Source organism: Streptomyces sp. NPDC002671, assembly GCF_053592475.1.
Map to the genome: position 1 here is coordinate 20686 of NZ_JBSFVU010000026.1, position 15940 is coordinate 36625.

16 protein-coding genes are annotated in these 15940 nt (G+C 70.2%); 7 read left to right on the forward strand and 9 right to left on the reverse strand.

The annotated features are described in order from the left end of the window. Window positions 1-42: 42 nt before the first annotated feature. From ACWD35_RS32655 to ACWD35_RS32665, 3 genes are all read right to left on the reverse strand, one after another. Window positions 43-537: a DUF5994 family protein gene (locus ACWD35_RS32655; protein ID WP_451354944.1), complete on the reverse strand. Its 495-nt coding sequence runs from the start codon at window positions 535-537 to the stop codon at window positions 43-45. A gap of 182 nt (window positions 538-719) precedes the next feature. Next, the gene (locus ACWD35_RS32660; protein WP_451354945.1) at window positions 720-2423 is read right to left on the reverse strand and encodes a transglycosylase domain-containing protein; all 1704 of its coding nucleotides are present in this window, start codon (window positions 2421-2423) and stop codon (window positions 720-722) included. A gap of 89 nt (window positions 2424-2512) precedes the next feature. Then, complete coding sequence (locus ACWD35_RS32665; RefSeq protein WP_451354946.1) at window positions 2513-3577, reverse strand: sigma factor-like helix-turn-helix DNA-binding protein; 1065 nt, start codon at window positions 3575-3577, stop codon at window positions 2513-2515. 261 nt (window positions 3578-3838) lie between these two features. On the opposite strand from ACWD35_RS32665, the gene ACWD35_RS32670 reads away from it, so the two are divergent. Both ACWD35_RS32670 and ACWD35_RS32675 read left to right on the forward strand, forming a co-directional pair. Then, window positions 3839-4354 carry a SigE family RNA polymerase sigma factor gene (locus ACWD35_RS32670; protein ID WP_451354947.1) on the forward strand — a complete coding sequence of 172 codons (516 nt, stop codon included), beginning with the start codon at window positions 3839-3841 and terminating at the stop codon, window positions 4352-4354. After that, entirely contained in the window at window positions 4344-5108 is a 765-nt protein-coding gene (locus ACWD35_RS32675; protein ID WP_451354948.1) for a L,D-transpeptidase, read from the forward strand. Before ACWD35_RS32670 ends, ACWD35_RS32675 begins: the two co-directional genes overlap by 11 nt. Before the next feature lie 94 nt (window positions 5109-5202). Here the strand turns inward: ACWD35_RS32675 and ACWD35_RS32680 are convergent, their stop codons facing one another. From ACWD35_RS32680 to ACWD35_RS32690, 3 genes are read right to left on the reverse strand one after another with little or no spacing between them, the layout of a single operon-like run. Next, window positions 5203-5841 (reverse strand): response regulator, encoded by a 639-nt coding sequence (locus ACWD35_RS32680; protein ID WP_451354949.1) that lies wholly within the window; start codon window positions 5839-5841, stop codon window positions 5203-5205. Beyond that, a complete protein-coding gene (locus ACWD35_RS32685) occupies window positions 5838-7037 on the reverse strand; it encodes a sensor histidine kinase (protein ID WP_451354950.1) in 1200 nt (399 codons plus the stop codon). Before ACWD35_RS32685 ends, ACWD35_RS32680 begins: the two co-directional genes overlap by 4 nt. 5 nt (window positions 7038-7042) lie before the next feature. Next, complete coding sequence (locus ACWD35_RS32690) at window positions 7043-9241, reverse strand: MMPL family transporter (protein ID WP_451354951.1); 2199 nt, start codon at window positions 9239-9241, stop codon at window positions 7043-7045. 380 nt (window positions 9242-9621) lie between these two features. On the opposite strand from ACWD35_RS32690, the gene ACWD35_RS32695 reads away from it, so the two are divergent. Together ACWD35_RS32695 and ACWD35_RS32700 are read left to right on the forward strand one after the other, a co-directional pair. Continuing rightward, the gene (locus tag ACWD35_RS32695) at window positions 9622-11352 is read left to right on the forward strand and encodes an FG-GAP-like repeat-containing protein (RefSeq protein ID WP_451354952.1); all 1731 of its coding nucleotides are present in this window, start codon (window positions 9622-9624) and stop codon (window positions 11350-11352) included. Window positions 11353-11382: 30 nt separating this feature from the next. Further along, on the forward strand, window positions 11383-11925 hold the full coding sequence (locus tag ACWD35_RS32700) for a hypothetical protein (RefSeq protein WP_451354953.1): 543 nt from the start codon (window positions 11383-11385) through the stop codon (window positions 11923-11925). A gap of 134 nt (window positions 11926-12059) precedes the next feature. Here the strand turns inward: ACWD35_RS32700 and ACWD35_RS32705 are convergent, their stop codons facing one another. Continuing rightward, entirely contained in the window at window positions 12060-12716 is a 657-nt protein-coding gene (locus tag ACWD35_RS32705; protein ID WP_451354954.1) for a TetR/AcrR family transcriptional regulator, read from the reverse strand. Window positions 12717-12870: 154 nt separating this feature from the next. Here ACWD35_RS32705 and ACWD35_RS32710 point away from each other — a divergent pair, with 154 nt between their 5' ends. The 3 genes from ACWD35_RS32710 to ACWD35_RS32720 all read left to right on the forward strand — a co-directional run bounded on the left by ACWD35_RS32710 (window position 12871) and on the right by ACWD35_RS32720 (window position 14914). After that, the gene (locus ACWD35_RS32710; protein WP_451354955.1) at window positions 12871-13902 is read left to right on the forward strand and encodes a medium chain dehydrogenase/reductase family protein; all 1032 of its coding nucleotides are present in this window, start codon (window positions 12871-12873) and stop codon (window positions 13900-13902) included. 311 nt (window positions 13903-14213) lie between these two features. Continuing rightward, window positions 14214-14474, forward strand: a complete 261-nt coding sequence (locus ACWD35_RS32715) for a ribbon-helix-helix domain-containing protein (protein WP_351360230.1) — start codon at window positions 14214-14216, stop codon at window positions 14472-14474. After that, window positions 14471-14914 carry a PIN domain-containing protein gene (locus ACWD35_RS32720; RefSeq protein ID WP_451354956.1) on the forward strand — a complete coding sequence of 148 codons (444 nt, stop codon included), beginning with the start codon at window positions 14471-14473 and terminating at the stop codon, window positions 14912-14914. The genes ACWD35_RS32715 and ACWD35_RS32720 overlap by 4 nt, the downstream gene beginning before the upstream one ends. Window positions 14915-15179: 265 nt before the next feature. On the opposite strand, the gene ACWD35_RS32725 is transcribed toward ACWD35_RS32720, so the two are convergent. Both ACWD35_RS32725 and ACWD35_RS32730 read right to left on the reverse strand, forming a co-directional pair. Then, the gene (locus tag ACWD35_RS32725; RefSeq protein WP_451354957.1) at window positions 15180-15602 is read right to left on the reverse strand and encodes a PIN domain-containing protein; all 423 of its coding nucleotides are present in this window, start codon (window positions 15600-15602) and stop codon (window positions 15180-15182) included. Continuing rightward, window positions 15599-15814, reverse strand: coding sequence for a type II toxin-antitoxin system VapB family antitoxin (locus tag ACWD35_RS32730; protein WP_351239434.1), 216 nt, complete (start codon window positions 15812-15814; stop codon window positions 15599-15601). Before ACWD35_RS32730 ends, ACWD35_RS32725 begins: the two co-directional genes overlap by 4 nt. Between the last annotated feature and the right edge of the window lie 126 nt (window positions 15815-15940).

Here is a 15940-nt window from a genome sequence, read left to right on the forward strand (position 1 = left end):
GGCCGGTCGTTCCTGCCGCGGGTTCCCGAGGTGCCGCGTTCCTCATTCCCCCTCCCCGGTCGCGGCCACCGGGCGACCCGTTTCGGCGAGTGCCAGCATCCGTGCGGCGGTCAGCGGGTTCTCGGGGTCGGCGGCGGCGGCCAGCAGCCGGGCTGCTGTTCCGGCCGGCTCCCCGGGCGGGACGACCAGGAGCACCCAGCGTCCCACGGTGCCGCAGTCCAGGGTGATGACGTGCGCCTCGCTTCCGGGTCCGGCCGGCTCCACGGCGATCACCCGGCCGGGCGCCATGACCGTGTGCGGGGCGTCGGGCCATTCGGCGGGGTCCACGGTGACCCGTATCGTGGCGTCCGAGTCCGGCTCCAACGAGCCGATGAGCGAAGGAAGTTCGAGTTCCAGCGAGTCGCAGCGAGGCCACCAGGCTCCGTCCAGCGGCCCGTGGCTGACGTCCGGGGTGAGGGTCAGGCGGGGCAGGGGCATGCGGTACGTGTGCGCGTCGGCACCGGACACACTCTCGGCCGGCGTTCTGCTGGGTTCCATCGTGCGGTCCCGTCCCGGGAGCCGTGGGACGACTGCCCGTCTGGTCACTCGCCGGGAACGGCACCGCCGATCGCGCTGCGCGAAAAGCCCTCGGTACGGTCAGGCTACTCCTGGTCGACGAGGAGCGGGTGGATCCGTCGTCCCGCTGTGCCGCCTCTGTCCTGTGCGCACCGGCCCGCCGCTCACCCCGGTCGACGTGCGGAAGGGGAAGGCCGGGCCGCTTCCTCGACGCCGCTCCCCGCGCCACCTTTCGACTCGCCCTTGGTGGCAGCCCCCCAGATCCCCGCCGCCACTGTCCGCGCGAACTCGGTCGGCGACGGCTCGTTCGGCAGCTGCGCGGGCACCGTCGTGCCTTTTCTGCTGCCTGCCCGGTCGGCGAACAACGCGACCGTCAGGGCGAGTCGGCTGTCGTACCCGGTGGTCCACACGGTCCGGCGGGTGGTTCCGCCCCCCGCCCCGTGGGTGGCGAACGCCTTCGACTCCGCCGGGCCGACGGCGACGGCCGCGGGCCCGGCCCCCGTTCGTACGCCCGCCAGGATCGCCTCCTTCTCGTCCAGCACGCGCCGCACGTCGGGCCGCGCCCGGTAGACGGTGCGGCCCTCCCGGGTGATGCGCGCGACGGTGTACGGGGTGGCGTACCTGCCGTTCGCCGCCACCGTCGCGTACGCCGAGGCTAGGTTCAGCGGGGTCGGCGCCGCCGTCTTCAGCAGGCCGCGCAGCGGCTCGCCCATCCGCTTCACCTCGCTGAACGGCTTGAGGGCCGTCCCTGCCTCCACCGCCCCGCTCACTGCGTCGTTGAACGGCTGCCGCGCGTAGTCCGAGCCCCCGTACAGCACCCGCACCGCTCCGTCGCCGGGCACCATCCCCACGACGGCGGTGTGCACCCGGACGCCCTTGCCCCCGGGATGGTCCTGGACCAGTTGGGTGGCGCTGTCCTGCAGCGCCAGGTCGAAGGTGGTCGTCACGCTGTAGCCGCCGCTCGCGAGCTGGTCCTCGGTGATGCCGAGCCGGCCGGCGGCCTCCTTCGCGGCGATGTCGATCAGATACTGCCGCTGCCCCTCGGTCTCGCCCGGCGGATAGAACCGGAACGCCGGGAAGCGCGCGGCGGCCCGCTGCTTCGCCGTGATGCTCCCGCTCGCCGCCATCGCGTCGAGCACCCACTCCCAGCGGTTCTCCAGCTTCGCGGTCACCTTCGGATCCGAGCCCGCCTTCTCGTAGTACGAGGGGATGTTGATGATGGACGCCAGTGCCGCGCCCTGCGCGACCGTCAGGCTCTTCGCGTCCACGCCGAAGTAGTTGCGCGCGGCCGACTGGATCCCGGCGGCGCCCCGGCCGAAGTACACGGTGTTCAGATAGCCCTCAAGGATCTCGTCCTTGGAGCGGGTGCGGTCCAGCTTGATCGCGATGAGCGCCTCGCGCACCTTGCGGGACAGCGAATGCTCCGGGCTCAGCAGCGCGTTCTTCACGTACTGCTGGGTGATGGTGGAGCCGCCCTGCGGGTCGCCGCCCGTCAGCGTCGCCAGCATGGCCCGCGCGATGGCCCGCGGCGAGATCCCGTTGTCCGTACGGAAGGAGCGGTTCTCCGCGGCGATCACCGCGTCCTGCACATACCGGGGGACCGCGGACAGCGGGACGTCCTGCCGGTCGACCGGTCCGCGCCGGCCCAGGTAGGCGCCGTCCGAGTCGAGGAACACGGTGCTCTGGGTGACGGTCTCGGGGTGCGGCTTCGGAATGGGCGTCAGGTGGTACGCCACGACGGCCGCCGCGCACAGCATCGCGATCAGCGTGAGGAAGGCGTAGAACAGGCGGCGAATTCGCCGGCCCCGATTGCGCCGGAACCGGATCCGCAGCGGCGCGCGCTCACGGCGCCGGGGCGTCGACAGCATCCCCTTCCTCAGCAACCGTGTCGTGCGCGCCGGTCGCGGCCCGTCCGCCCCGTTCCCGTTCACGTTCTTGTTCCCGTTGCCGTTCTCGTTCATATCCGCCACCACTCGCTGCCCGATCGTGCGGCGACCTTGCCCGAGGCGTCGTACACCGTGACGATTCGCTCGTCCCCGCCCGCGGTGAGGAGCATCCTCATGTCCTTCCCGGTCAACGGCGCGCTCGCGTACCAGACGCCCCAGCCCGGGCTGCCCGCCAGGACGAGGACCTTCGCGGTGACCTTGCCGGCGCCGGTTCTCACCTCGACGCGGCCCGGCTCGCCGCTCACGCCGTGGAAGAGGCCTGACAGGAAGAACCCGCCTTTCACGGCGTCCATCCGCAGGGAGACGCCCGGTCCGTCGTGCGGCAGGTGGTTGTCGTCCCCTGGGACGGCCACGGGCACCGACCAGTGCCCGCCGTCGGCCGTCAGCCACACCCGTACCCCCGGCCCGGCGGCCACCCGCTCGCCCGGCGCCACGACCCGGATCGGGCTCGCCGCCGGGCGGGTGCCGCCCTCTGCCCGGGCCCCGGAGGTCCCGTTCTGGGCACCGCCGCTCCCGAAACGGTCGGCGGCGAGAAGGGCGACGGGCAGGAGCAGCGCCGCGCAGGCGGCCGAGGCCACGGCGAGGCGTCGTCGGCGCCGGATGCGGCCCTGTGCCTGGAGGCCGGCCAGCGGCACCCCGGGCGGGACGATGTCCTCGACGGCACGGGCGTACACCTCACGCAGCCGTCCGGGGTCGGCGCCCGCCGCTTTCAGACCGTGTCTGGCATGGGCACGCACCGCGCCCACCGAGCAGCCCAGCAACTGGGCGATCTCCGAGTCCGCCAGCCCCTCCCAGACCCGCAGCACCAGAACGGCCCGCCGCCGCGCCGCCCGCCGTCCGTGCAGCCGGCGCACATGGCCCTGCACCAGACAGCGCCGCACGTGGAAATCCACGTCGTTGCGGGGAACACGCCGCCACCGCGCGCACATCCGCACCAGCGTTCTCCGTACCAGTTCCTCCGCCGCACCGGGGTCGTCGGTGAGCAGCCGCGCGGTCGCGAACAGCCGGGACCAGTGCGTCCGGGCGTACGTGGCGAAGTCGTGGTCGGCGGGGAACGCGTCGGGGGTCGGTGGCACGTGGGCGGTCCTTCGGCTCGGGAACTCGGTCGTGGCCGAACGCGCGGGCGTCCGTCCTGGTCGGGCAACTGTTCGGCCGTGCGGGTAGATTGAGCGGCCGACGAGCCAACGCCGCCGAGGGAAAGGGAGCCTGGAGTCCGTGTGCGCCGTCTTCACGGTGGGGTTGCGCTTCGCTGGATACGACCTACGCGATCTACGGGACCTGTACGCACGGCGGAGGCGGTCGGGTTGCAAGGAAAGGGCACGGATTCCGGTAGGGGCATGACCGAGGACGAGTTCGACGCTTTCTACGCGACCGCGTTCCCCCGGCTGACCGGACAGCTCTACGCCTTCACCGGAGACCATGGCGAGGCCCAGGACGTCGTTCAGGAAGCGTTCGTACGGGCCTGGGACCGGCGGCAGCAGTTCCTGGCGGACGGTGCTCCCGAGGCGTGGATCCGCACGGTGGCCATGCGGCTGGCGGTGAGCCGCTGGCGGCGGGCGAGGCGCTGGCTGGAACTGGTGCGGCGCACTCCGCCGCCCGACTCCACCCCGGGGCCGGGCCCTGAGTACACCGTCCTTGTGGCCGCCCTGCGCGAACTGCCCGAGGCTCAACGGATGGCGGTCGTACTGCACCATCTGTGCGACCTGAGTGTGGAGCAGGTAGCCTCCGAGACCGGTGCGCCCGTGGGGACGGTCAAGGCGAGGCTGTCCCGAGGACGGGCGGCGCTGGCGAAGCGTCTTGCGGGGGACGAGGCCGACGGTCTGGTCCGGAAGGAGAGCGGCAGTGTCCGATGAACTCTCTGCCGCACTGCGCGAGTTGGCCGCCACCAACGAGGCTCCGCCGGCCGTCGGCGGCGCCGAGATACGTGACCGGGCGATGCGCCGCAGGCGCCGCCGCCGTGCCGTCGCCACCCTCGGCGCGGGCGCCGCGGCCCTCGCGCTCCTGGGCTTCGCTCTCACCCTGCACCTGGGCGGGAACCCGGACCACCCGGCAGGCCGCCGGGCCCCGGCCGCGACCCGTCCCGATTCCGCCTCGCCGTCCGCGGCCACCCCGGCGCCCGTCTCCGGCACGCTCGACCTGCCACGACGCACCCTCACGTTCGACGGCCGCGTGATGCCGATCCTCTCGAAACTCGACGTCCCGCTCGGGTCCACGAACCCGATGACGGTGGTCGCGAAGCCGGTCCGGGCAGAGCTGACGGTCGACGAGTTCTCCAACGGCCGCACCATGGTGAACGGCCCGTATGCGGTCGAGCTGCGCGCCGGGGCGGACCAGCCGATCTATGTCGGCCCCTTCAGCCCGCAGCTCAAGGCCCTGAGCGACGGCTGGATCGGCCTCGCCTCCGAGGACGCCTCATGGCTCTTCGCCCGGGTTAGCATCGGCGACACCATCTCGGTGAGGACCGGTGCGACACCGACCATCGTGCCCCCGGGCGCCGTCGCAGCGCCCGGTACCGCAACACCCGGCGCCACACCATCCGCGTCCGACGAGGCGCACGTCGCACCCTCCGCCAGTGCCTCGCCGCCCGTCAGGGAAGGAGCGGGTTAGGGCCCGTCCGGCGGATCCTGCCGGAGACGCGGGAGTCCGGCCCGCCCTCCCGCACGCTCGGCTTCGCTCCCCGTCGCCGGAGGTCGAGACGCCGCTAAGGCCGCCGCAGGATCCCCCGCTCCATGGCCACCACCACTGCCCTCGTCCGGTCGTTCACGTCGAGCTTGGCGAACAGGCGCAGCAGATGTGTCTTCACCGTGGCCTCGGCGATCACGAGGCGTCTGCCGATCTCGGCGTTGGTGAGGCCGTCGGCCACCGCGTTGAGGACGTCGGTCTCGCGGTCGGTCAGCGGGTCCTGAACAGGGCGTCGCATCCGCGCGACCAGCTTCTCGGCGACTCGGGGAGCGAGCACGGTCTCGCCGCGCGCCGCGGCGTGAATGGCGTCGACGAGCTGCTCGCGCGTGGTGTCCTTGAGCAGATAGCCGATGGCACCGGCCTCCACCCCGCGCTCGATCTCCGTATCGGTGTCGTACGTCGTCAGGATCAGCACCCGGGTGCGCGGATAGCGGGCGACGATCTCGGTCGTCGTCGCCACCCCGTCCATGACGGGCATCCGCAGATCGACCAGGGCCACGTCGGGGTCGTGCCGCTCGACGAGTGCGAGTGCCGCACGTCCGTCGCCCGCCTCGCCGACGATCTCGATGCTGTCCTCGGCGGTGAGCAGGGCGACCACTCCGGCCCGCATCACGGTGTGATCGTCCACCACGATGATGCGCAGCCCTCCCTCGCTCATGCTTCCACCTCATTCGCCAAGGGGATCATCGTCAGAACGCGCGTCCCGTCGCCCACCGAACTTGTCACCGTGAGCCTCCCGCCCAGCTCCGCCAGTCGCTTGCGCATGCCGTCGAGCCCGAAGCCCGTCGACTCCTCAACCACAAACCCGGTTCCGTCGTCGGTGATCTCCAGCTCCACTCCGTAAGGCTGCCGGACCAGCACCACGCCGACCGTGGACGCGCGCGCGTGTTTGCGCACGTTGGCCAGGGACTCCTGGGTGCAGCGCAGCAGCGCGATCCGTGTCTGCTGGTCGCACTCGAGGTCTGCCAGGTCGGCGTCCACCGCGAGCCCGGTGTCCTCCGCGAAGCGGTCCAGCGTACGGCGCAGAGTCTGCGCCACCGAACCGCCCGTCACTCTGCCCGGACCCGGCTGTCGAGCCGAGCCGACCAACTCCCGGGCCTCGGCGAGGTTTTCCCGAGCGGTGGACTCGATCGACCGCAACTGCTGGGCACTGCGTGCCGGATCGCCGAAGATCCCCGCCCGTGCCGCCTCCGCGAGCACGATGATCGAGGCGAAGCCCTGCGCGAGCGTGTCGTGGATGTCCCGTGCCATGCGTTCCCGCTCGTCCGCCGCGCCCTGACGTTGGTGCGCCTCGGACAACTGCGCCTGCGTCTGCTCCAACTCCTCGATCAGCCGCGCCCGTTCGCTGCTCTGCGTGACGACCGAGTGTGCCCACAGGCCGATCAGCACGCCCACCGCGACCACGATCAAGGTGGACACCAGTGTCTCGCCGAAGAAATCCGCCGACCAGCCCTGCCGGAGCAGGCTCCCGGTCAGCGTGGCACCGGTGGCCAGCCCGAGGAACCCCATCGAGGCCCTCGGCGTGCGCCCGAACATCCAGTAGTGCGGCAGCGTCACCATGAACAGCGCCGCATAACTGCTGCCCAGATACGCCAGCCCGCCGAGTGCCAGCACCAGCACCGACAGGTAGACCAGCGGACGTACGACAGGATTCCCCGGGAAGCGGTCGAGAACCGCGTAGCACAGCACCACGCAGCTGAGCAGCGCGAGCGCCTTGTACTTGCTCCCGCCGGGCGGAGCCGTCGTCACGAGCCCGACGGCCATCGCACCGAACAGCACCCAGCAGACCGTGTTCCACCGGCGGAGCGTCGTGGCCCAGAAGGCGTCGGCCGAGGGATCGGCGAGAGCGGTCATACCGATCAACGTACGTCGACCACCCGTCGCCCGTCGGCGGTTTCGGCCGAGGCCGCCGCCTTTCGCACCGCTGCCCGCGAAGGCCACCAGCTCGCCTCACCGAGCAGCAGCAGCGCCGACGGCAGCACCATGATGCGGACGACGAACGCGTCGAGCAGCACGGCCGCCGCGAGGACGAAACCGATCTGCTTCATCTCGATGATGTGCAGGAAGACGAAGCTCACGAAGACCGTCGTCATCACCACCGCCGCGCTCGTCACCACGCTCGCCGACCTTCGGATTCCGTCGAGCACGGCCTGCCTCGTGGATACGCCCGCGAGCACGGCCTCCCTGATCCGGCTCACCACGAACACCTGGTAGTCCATCGAGAGCCCGAAGAGGATCACGAAGAGGAACAGCGGTACGCGCGATCCGATCGAACCGGTGGAGTGAAAGTCCAGCAGCCCCTCGGCCCAGGTTCCCTGGAAGACCAGGGTGAGTAGTCCGAGCGCCGACGCCGCGGACAGCAGGTCCAGTACGACACCGATCAGGCCCAGCACCACCGAGCGGAACACGTACGTGGTCATCGCGAAGGTCACGAGCAACAACGCCCCGAGGACCAGCGGAAGTTTGCCGTTCTGGTGAGCGGGATAGTCGGTGTACCGGGCAACGTCCCCGCTCACTCCGAACTCGGCCCCGTCGATTCGGCCGACGGTCGCGGGCAGGTAGTCCTTCCGCAGATGGTCGAGGGAGTCGTACGCCTGCTCGGAGTTGCCCAGATACGGCACCTTCAGCTCGACCACGTTGATCCGGTGGTCGGCAGACGTCCGGATGCGTGAGGCGCCGGCGAACAGCGGATCCGCGGCGGCGCGTCGGACCAGCTCGCGCAGAGCCCCGATGACCTCGTCGGAGCGCGCGGCGTCGGCGCGTACGACGACCTGGTGCGTGACCCGTTGCTCCGGGAACGCCTCGTTGAGCCGGTCGTACACCCGCATGGCGGGGATGTCGCGGGAGTGCGTGTCCCGGCTCATCTCCGTGATCTTCAAGCCGGCCAACGGGGTCACGAGCGCGAGCAGGGCGAGCACCGAGACGCACAGGGTGGCCAGGGGGTGCCGGCTCGCGGGACGCAGCATCGCGGCCCACACACGGCCGCCGCTGTCGCCCCGCGTCCGGCGCGCCGGCTTTCCGCGCTCGGCACGCCGCCGCGCCCTGTGCTCCTCCCGCCGGCCGAGCTTGACCAGCAGCGCCGGCAGTGCCGTCAGGGAACTGGCCACCGCGACCAGCACGACCACGATCGTGCCGGTGGCCAGCGAGGAGAAGATGACGTCGGACGCGAGATACAGCGTCGCGGTGGAGGCCACGACGGCGAGTCCGGAGACCACGACCGCCCGGCCCGAGGTCGCCGCCGCCAGCTCCACCAGTGCCTCGGAGCTCACTCGGCCGCCCGAGCGGGCGCGCTCCTCGCGCTCGCGCTTGAGGTAGAAGAGCGTGTAGTCGACGCCGACCGCGAGGCCGATCATCAGGATGACGTTCGTGCCGACCCCGGCGTCGGGAGAGATGTGCGAGGCCACCATCGAAAGCCCGACGGCCGCCGCGATCGACGACAGCGCGAGCAGCAGCGGCACCCCCGCCATGGTCACGGACCCGAAGGCGACCAGCAGGGTGACCAGGGTGAGGGGGAGGGTGATCTTCTCCGACAGCGCCAGGTCGTCGCTGCGCTGCTGGTCGACTCCCTTGCTGATGGAGGGGCTCCCCGTCTCCTCCAGCAGCAGCCCCGGATACGCCTTCCCCACGGCCTCGGTCTGCGCGAGCAACGCGTCGACCTTGTCCTTCGCGTCCCGTTCCTCGCCCTTCAGGGCCACCTCGACCATGAGGATCCGGCGATCCTCGGACAGCAACGGGTCGGCCACGCCCGCGATCTCGGGCAGCCGCTCCACCCGGGCGGTCAGCTCCTTCGCGGCGGCTTCGGCCGCGGGCAGGTCGAGGGCGCCCGACCGGGCGGAGAACAGCACCTGCTCGGTGGACCTGCGCTCCAGATGCCCCTCGGCGGCCATCGCCTCCGCCCGGCCGGCCTCGCCGACCCGGTAGTCGGCCGTCGTGGCGCTGTGTGTGCCGACAGCACCACCGATCCCCAGGCACAGCGCCACGAACACGAGCCAGCCGACGATGGCCCGCCAGGGGTGCCGAGCGCTCCAGCGCGCCATGCGCACAGTGAATGAGTCCATACCCAAGAGCCTTGTCGGCCACCGCAGTTGGCCGACAGAGGTGCCCGGTTGAATTTCGAGTCCACCGATCGGTGGACTCTTCGGGGTGCCGCCGACCGAGGGCTTGCCTACGCACATCCGAGGTAGGTTTGGATCAAGGTCGGCAGTGATCTGCCGAGGACATGCATGCCGGGCTGGAGCACGGGGGAGTCTGACCAACTCGCTCGTCCGGCCACGGCTCGCGGAACGGGGGACTCATGACGGGAAACGTGCGCATAACTCGCATACATAAGCTACTGATGTCAGCCGGTGCGCTCGTCCTGGCGACTGCCACGCCCGCCGTCGCAGACACCCCTCCCCCGATTGCACCCTCCACCGCACCCTCTACCACTGCACCCTCTATGCCCGCAGCCTCCGCCGACGATGACGATGCGGTCGAAGACGACCGGTGGACGAGCGAAGCGGCCGAGGACTTCTGGACACCCCGGCGGATGGCCGCGGCCACACCGGACTCCCCCCGCCCCGAGACGCCCGCCGGCCGGAAGCCCGCCGCACGCCTGTCGGCTGCGGCAGCCGCCAAGGACGGCTACTACTTCGGAGGCGTCCCCACCGTCGGTACGTTCTTCCACTACGTACGGAACCCCGCCACCGACAAACTGGAAGGGCGTTTCTGCTCGGCCAGTGTCATCGACAGCCCGCAGGGCAACGTCATCCTGACCGCCGCACACTGCTCGGGCGGCAGCAAGGGCATGTTCGTGCCCCGCTACGACGGCGCGGCGACGAACCCCGCCCCCTACGGCCGGTTCCCGGTGCAGAAGTGGATCCGCGACTCCCGCTGGTACACGGTGGGCAACGAGCCCACCCGTGACGCCTACTCCGACCTGGACTACGCCTTCGCCCGGGTAGGCACCAACAGCAGCAACCACAGCCTGCAGAAGGCGGTCGGCGCCGCTCTCAAGCTCGGCCAGGTGAACGGCGACTACAGCCAGACCGTGACCGTGGTCGGCTACCCGGGAAGCCACAACCCGAAGAACCGGCCGATCATCTGCCCCGGCGTCACAACCCGGCAGCTTCCCGGCTACCGGCAGCTGCGCATGGAGTGCGGCGGCTTCTACGGAGGCACCTCCGGAAGCCCCTGGATCACCGGCCTGAACACCACGACCGGCAGCGGAACCGTGATCGGCAACCTCGGCGGCTACTACGGCGGCGGCCTGGAGAACAACAGCGACCGCATCTCCTTCGCCGTCACCTACGACAAGCGTGCCCTGGAGATCTACGCCGCCGCGAAGAACAACACCGAACCGCAGCAATACCCGCGTGGCTACAGCATGTACCCCACCGGCGGCGGCCTGTGGACCAACGCCAAGAAGATGGCCTCCGGTGACTACAACGGCGACGGCAAGACCGACATGATCGTGGTCTGGGCGGACGGCGAAGTCACCCTCTACGCCGGTGACGGCAAGGGCGGCTTCTCCGGCGAGAAGAGGATCACGAAGTCCGACACCTGGAAGAACGCCAAGGTCATCGCCGGAGGCGACTTCACGGGCAGCGACTCCTCCGACCTCGTCGTGGTCTGGGTGGATGGCGAAGTCACCCTCTACACCGGCGACGGCAGGGGCGGATTCGCCAAGGAGACGCAGCTCCAGAAGCCCGACGACACCTGGCGGAACGCCATCCAGATCACGGCCGGACGCTTCAGCGACAACAAGTGGACCGACGACCTCATGGTCCGCTGGGCGGACGGGAAACTCTCCCTCTACACCGACGTCGACGGCCGGGGCCTCCTCCACGAGCACAAGCTCAAGGCCCCCAACGACACCTGGGAGCACGCCACGATCCTCACCGCCGGCAACTTCACCGGCGGCTCCGACTGGGACGTGATAGTGCGCTGGTCGGACGGGGAGCTCTCGCTCTACCGCGACGCGGGCCCCTCCGGTGTGGGAACGGAAGTCCGGATGTTGTCCTCTAACGGGCTGTGGACCCACGCCTCCGTCATGACCGCGGGCGCCTACACACAGGGCGAGCCCGACGACCTGCTCGTGCGTTGGTCGGACGGTGAGACCACCCTCTACACCGACACCTCTACCACCCTCGGCCGTGAACACATGCTCGTGCCGCCCAAGGCCGGCTGACCCCCCTCTCAGGAAGGCGAGGTACGCGCGATGTACCTGCGCACTGCAGCAACCGCTCTCACCGCGGCCATCATCGGCTTCACGGGCTCTCACACAGCCTCGGCGGCGGACGGTCCGGGCCTGAGCGTCAGCATCCGCGGAAACGACAGCGACAGCACCGCAGCCGGCCCCCTTCGGCAGGGTGCGCCGGTCGTGGTCACGTCCGACGTCGACCTGACCTCCCTGGCCGCGGACGGCAACGGCCGCTTCACCGTGAAGTCTCCGGCGTTCACCAAGGACGTGACCGTGGAGATGCGGAAGAACAGCTTCGGGTCGGGCAACGGCACCATCGGCTGCGACATCGAGCCCGGAAGCTACCCGGTCGACATCGCCGGGCAGCACGGGAAGTCCGCAGCGATCGGCGACCGGGGCCACCTGACCATCACGGTCAAGGACGACAACGGCCAGTACTGCGAGCAGTCGGCCGGTTCCTCCAGCCACACCGGCACCGTTGCCGCAGTCGGCGGCGGCGCGCTACTCCTCACCGCCGTCGGCTACACCGCCGTGCGCCGCCGGAGGACCAGGAACACCTGACCGCAAATTGGACTGGACAACAGCAAACCCCAGGTCGCTGACCTGGGGTTTCTCATGGAGCGGGTGACGAGAGCCGTGGTTGTCCGCTCTGAAGGGCACGCCGGGGCCACGCACCAAGGCGGGGCGTGACGTGGTCAGTTCGCCGGTGCACCCGTCAGGTCGTCCAGCTCGGCGGCGAAGAGCTGCGCGGGGTCGATTCCCATACCGGTGAAGTGGCCGGCGAGTTCCAGGGACAGGACGCCGTGCAGCCGCGTCCAGAAGGTCAGGCCTCGGTGGAGGGCCGCGGGCGGGGCGGAATGGCCGTCCGCCCAGTCCCGGTGGTCTTCGAGGTGCGCGTCGAACGGTGTCGCCGGTCCGTCCAAGGGCAGCGCGGCACAGGCGTCCAACAGGGTCGCCATGATCTCGGACGAGATCGCGGTGGTGTCGTCGGGCGCTTGGTAGCCGGGGATGGGGGTGCCGTAGATGAGGAAGTAACGCTGGGGGTCCTGCAGGGCCCATCCCCGCAGGGCTTGCGCCAGCGCAGTCACATCGGCACCGGCCTCCGAGGCCGCGCGGAAGGTGTCGGCGAGGCTACGGTACGCGTCCCTTACGAGCTCAGTGATCAGCTCGTCGCGGCCGCCGAAGTACCGGTACAGCGCGGGTCCGCTCATACCCATCTGCTTGGCGATCGCGTTGAGGGAGAGTGCGGACGCGCCCGCCGTGGCGATCTGTTCCCACGCGCGTTGTTTGATCTCTGTACGCACCTGGGCGCGGTAGCGCTCACGCGGGGTCTTCGCCACCTGTTCCGTCACTGGCCTGCCCACCTTTCCGCACCGCTGCGGCACCACCCGCACGATCTAGTTAGAGGTTATCACGAAAGCTATTGACTATCCGCCGAGCGCTGAGTTACAACATCTAACGAACGCGAAGCCAAGTAACTCGATCTGGAACGCAGTGGAGGTCGCCATGAACACCGAAGGACTCGTCGAGGTCGTTCTGCCGGGCAAGGTCGAGCCCGAAGGACTTCAGATCCGGCATGGAGTCGTACCCGCCGCGGGCCCGGGCCAGGTCGTGATCCGGATGGAGGCGACCGGCGTCTCCTTCGCCGAGCAGCAGATGCGGCGTGGCCGCTACTACGACCAGCCGCCGTTCCCGTTCGTGCCCGGCTACGACCTCGTAGGTACGGTGCTGGCGACCGGCGAGGGCGTCGAGCCAGGGCTGGCCGGCACTCGGGTCGCCGCGCTGCTCAAGGTCGGCGGCTGGGCCAGCCACGCGCTCGTCGACGCGTCGGACGTGGTGCCGGTGCCCGACGGGATCGGTGCGGCGGAGGCGGAGACCCTCGTCGTCAACGGCATCACCGCCTGGCAGATGCTGCACCGCAAGGCGCGCGTCCGTGCGGGGCACACCGTCGTGGTGCACGGTGCGAATGGTGGCGTCGGCTCGGTCCTGGTCCAGCTCGCCCAGGCCGCAGGCGCGCAGGTGATCGGCACGGCGTCCGCGCGCCACCACGACGCCCTGCGGGAACGGGGAGTCGTCCCCGTCGACTACCGCACCGACGACGTCGCCGCACGGATCCGCGAACTCGCCCCCCATGGGGTGGACGCCGTCTTCGACCATGTCGGCGGTCGCGGCATCGTCGACTCCTGGCGCCTCCTCGCCCCCGGCGGCACGCTCGTCTCGTACGGCAGCGCCTCGACCCGGGACGACGAGGGCTCCAAGCAGTGGCCCGTCCTCAAGCTGCTCGGCCGGGTGTGGCTGTGGAACGCCCTGCCCAACCGCCGCCGCGCGTACTTCTTCAACGTCTGGGCCGGCCGGGCCCTGGCCAAGAACCGCTTCCGCGCCCGCCTCCGCGCCGACCTCACCCAGGTCTTCGCCGCCCTCCAGCGCGGCGAGGTCACAGCCCAGATCGCCGCGCAACTGCCGCTCACCCGCGTCGCCGACGCCCTGCGACTGGCCGAGTCGGGCACCGTCGCCGGAAAGGTCGTCCTGAACCCGTAGCAAGCACCCGGGTGGCCCGGTCCGATCACCCCAACGGAACGAGAGGAACACCATGTCCAGCACCGGCCGGTCGAACTCACACGGTCAGCAGCCCCGGCCCCTGCGCCCGCACACGCCCGCCCTCCGGCGCCGGCCCCGCGCGGGTGAGGCCGCGGGGTCACGGTCGACCACGCTGGCCGCGCGGACGACCTCCGTGCCCGACGCAGACGGGCCTGAGCAACGGCGAGCGCCGTGAGGGCGGCTGTCGGCACAGCGAGACGAGGAAGAGCACCTGCTATACATCAATCTGGGACATGGACTACTCTTGGTACATGTCCATGAAGCGCACGAACGTCTACGCCGACCCCGAGGACCTGGCGATCATCAAGGAGGCGGCCAAGCGTCGGGGCATAAGCGAGGCGGAGATCATTCGGCAGGGGATCCACCTTGCGGCGATGGCGAACCGCGTCTGGGACGAGCCGCTGTTCTCGCGCACCTTCGAGGGGCCGGGACGTACGCCGTCGAAGGCCGAGGTCCGTGACGTGGTTGGCGACGCGGTCCGCCGCAAGACGGACTCCGGGACTGCTGCGTGATCATCGTCATCGCCGACACGTCCGGCCTCCTGGCCGCCCTCGACTCGACGCACCCGGAGCACAGGGCGGCGAACGAGGCGATCATGGCGGCTGGCCTGCTGGTCATGTCGCCGCTCCTGCTGGCGGAACTCGATCACGTCGCCACGCGAGAGCTCGGGCGGGAGGCCGCCGTCAGCGCGGTTGACGACCTCCGCCGCTGGATGAGCCGGGGCCGGGTCGTCATGCCGGAGATCACAGAGGATCACCTGGGCGCAGCCCAGTCCGTTCGCGTCCGTTACCACGCACTGGATCTCGACCTCGCCGACGCGGTGAACGTGGCGCTGGCCGCAGACTACGACACCGACGCGATCCTCACCCTCGACCGGCGTGACTTCCGTGCCGTACGGCCTTTGGGCCGTCACAAGACATTCCGGGTCCTGCCCGACGATCTGCCGCTGTGACGAGCTTCCGGCACTAAGAAACCGCAGGTCAAGCCTAGCTTCCGAGCCTGGAAGCGTTGCGCGTACGGCTGCCGCGCGGAACCCGTGCCCTCCGCGTGCCCGATCTTCGTGCGCCTGGCGGGCCGGAAACTCAGGATCGCACCGCTGTCGACCGCGGTTGTCTCCTCCTACGGGCACGCCATGGGCACGCGGCGCGAAGAGCCCGTTCGATGCCGCAAGGCCGACGGTCGTGGCTTCCTCGGAGCGGCCGACGCGTGCCCCTGGTTCATTTGCCGGTTTCGGGGCCGTACCACTGGAGAGCCTGGCCGGTGACGGCGGCGATGCACTCGAAGTCCCGGTCGCGATGCAGCAGAGTGAGACCCTGCAACTCGGCGGTGGCGGCTACCACGAGGTCGACGGCTCCGGCGCTGCGGTGCTGTCCGCGCTGGGTGAGGATCCCCTGGACCCGCCAGGCACGGTCGTAGGCGCGGTCGTCGACCGGCACCCAGCCGAAGAGCAGGCGCATGTCTTCGATGCCTTGTGCGCGGTCGGCAGCGGAACGTGCGCTGTAGAAGAACTCCAGCTCGGTGATGGGGCAGGTGGCGATGAGTCCGGCAGCTGCTGCCTGGTCCCATCCGTACTGCTCGGCGTCGCCGCGGAGCATGCGGGCGAGTGCGCTGGTGTCGATCAGGTACTGCGCGGCGTTCACCGGCGGTAGTTCCCCTTGTCCTCGAAGAGGTCGAGGTCGAAGGCGCCCTCTTCTGCCGAAGCCCGCAGGCGGGTGAGTGCCAGGGCCCGCCGCCGGTTCTCCAGCACCTCGCGCAGCGCGGTGTTCACCGTCTCCTTCTTGGTGCTGGTGCCGAGGGCCTTGGCTACGTCTGCCAACAGCTGATCGTCGAGGTCGATCACTGTCCGACTCATAGTGCACCTCCTGGGATATACGCGATGGTGTTCATTATATCTTCGCAGGTGTATGGCGGGTCGAGAGGCAGGCCGGCGGGTCTCGGAACGGTGCACACGTGACCACATTTCGATCTGGCTGCTCCG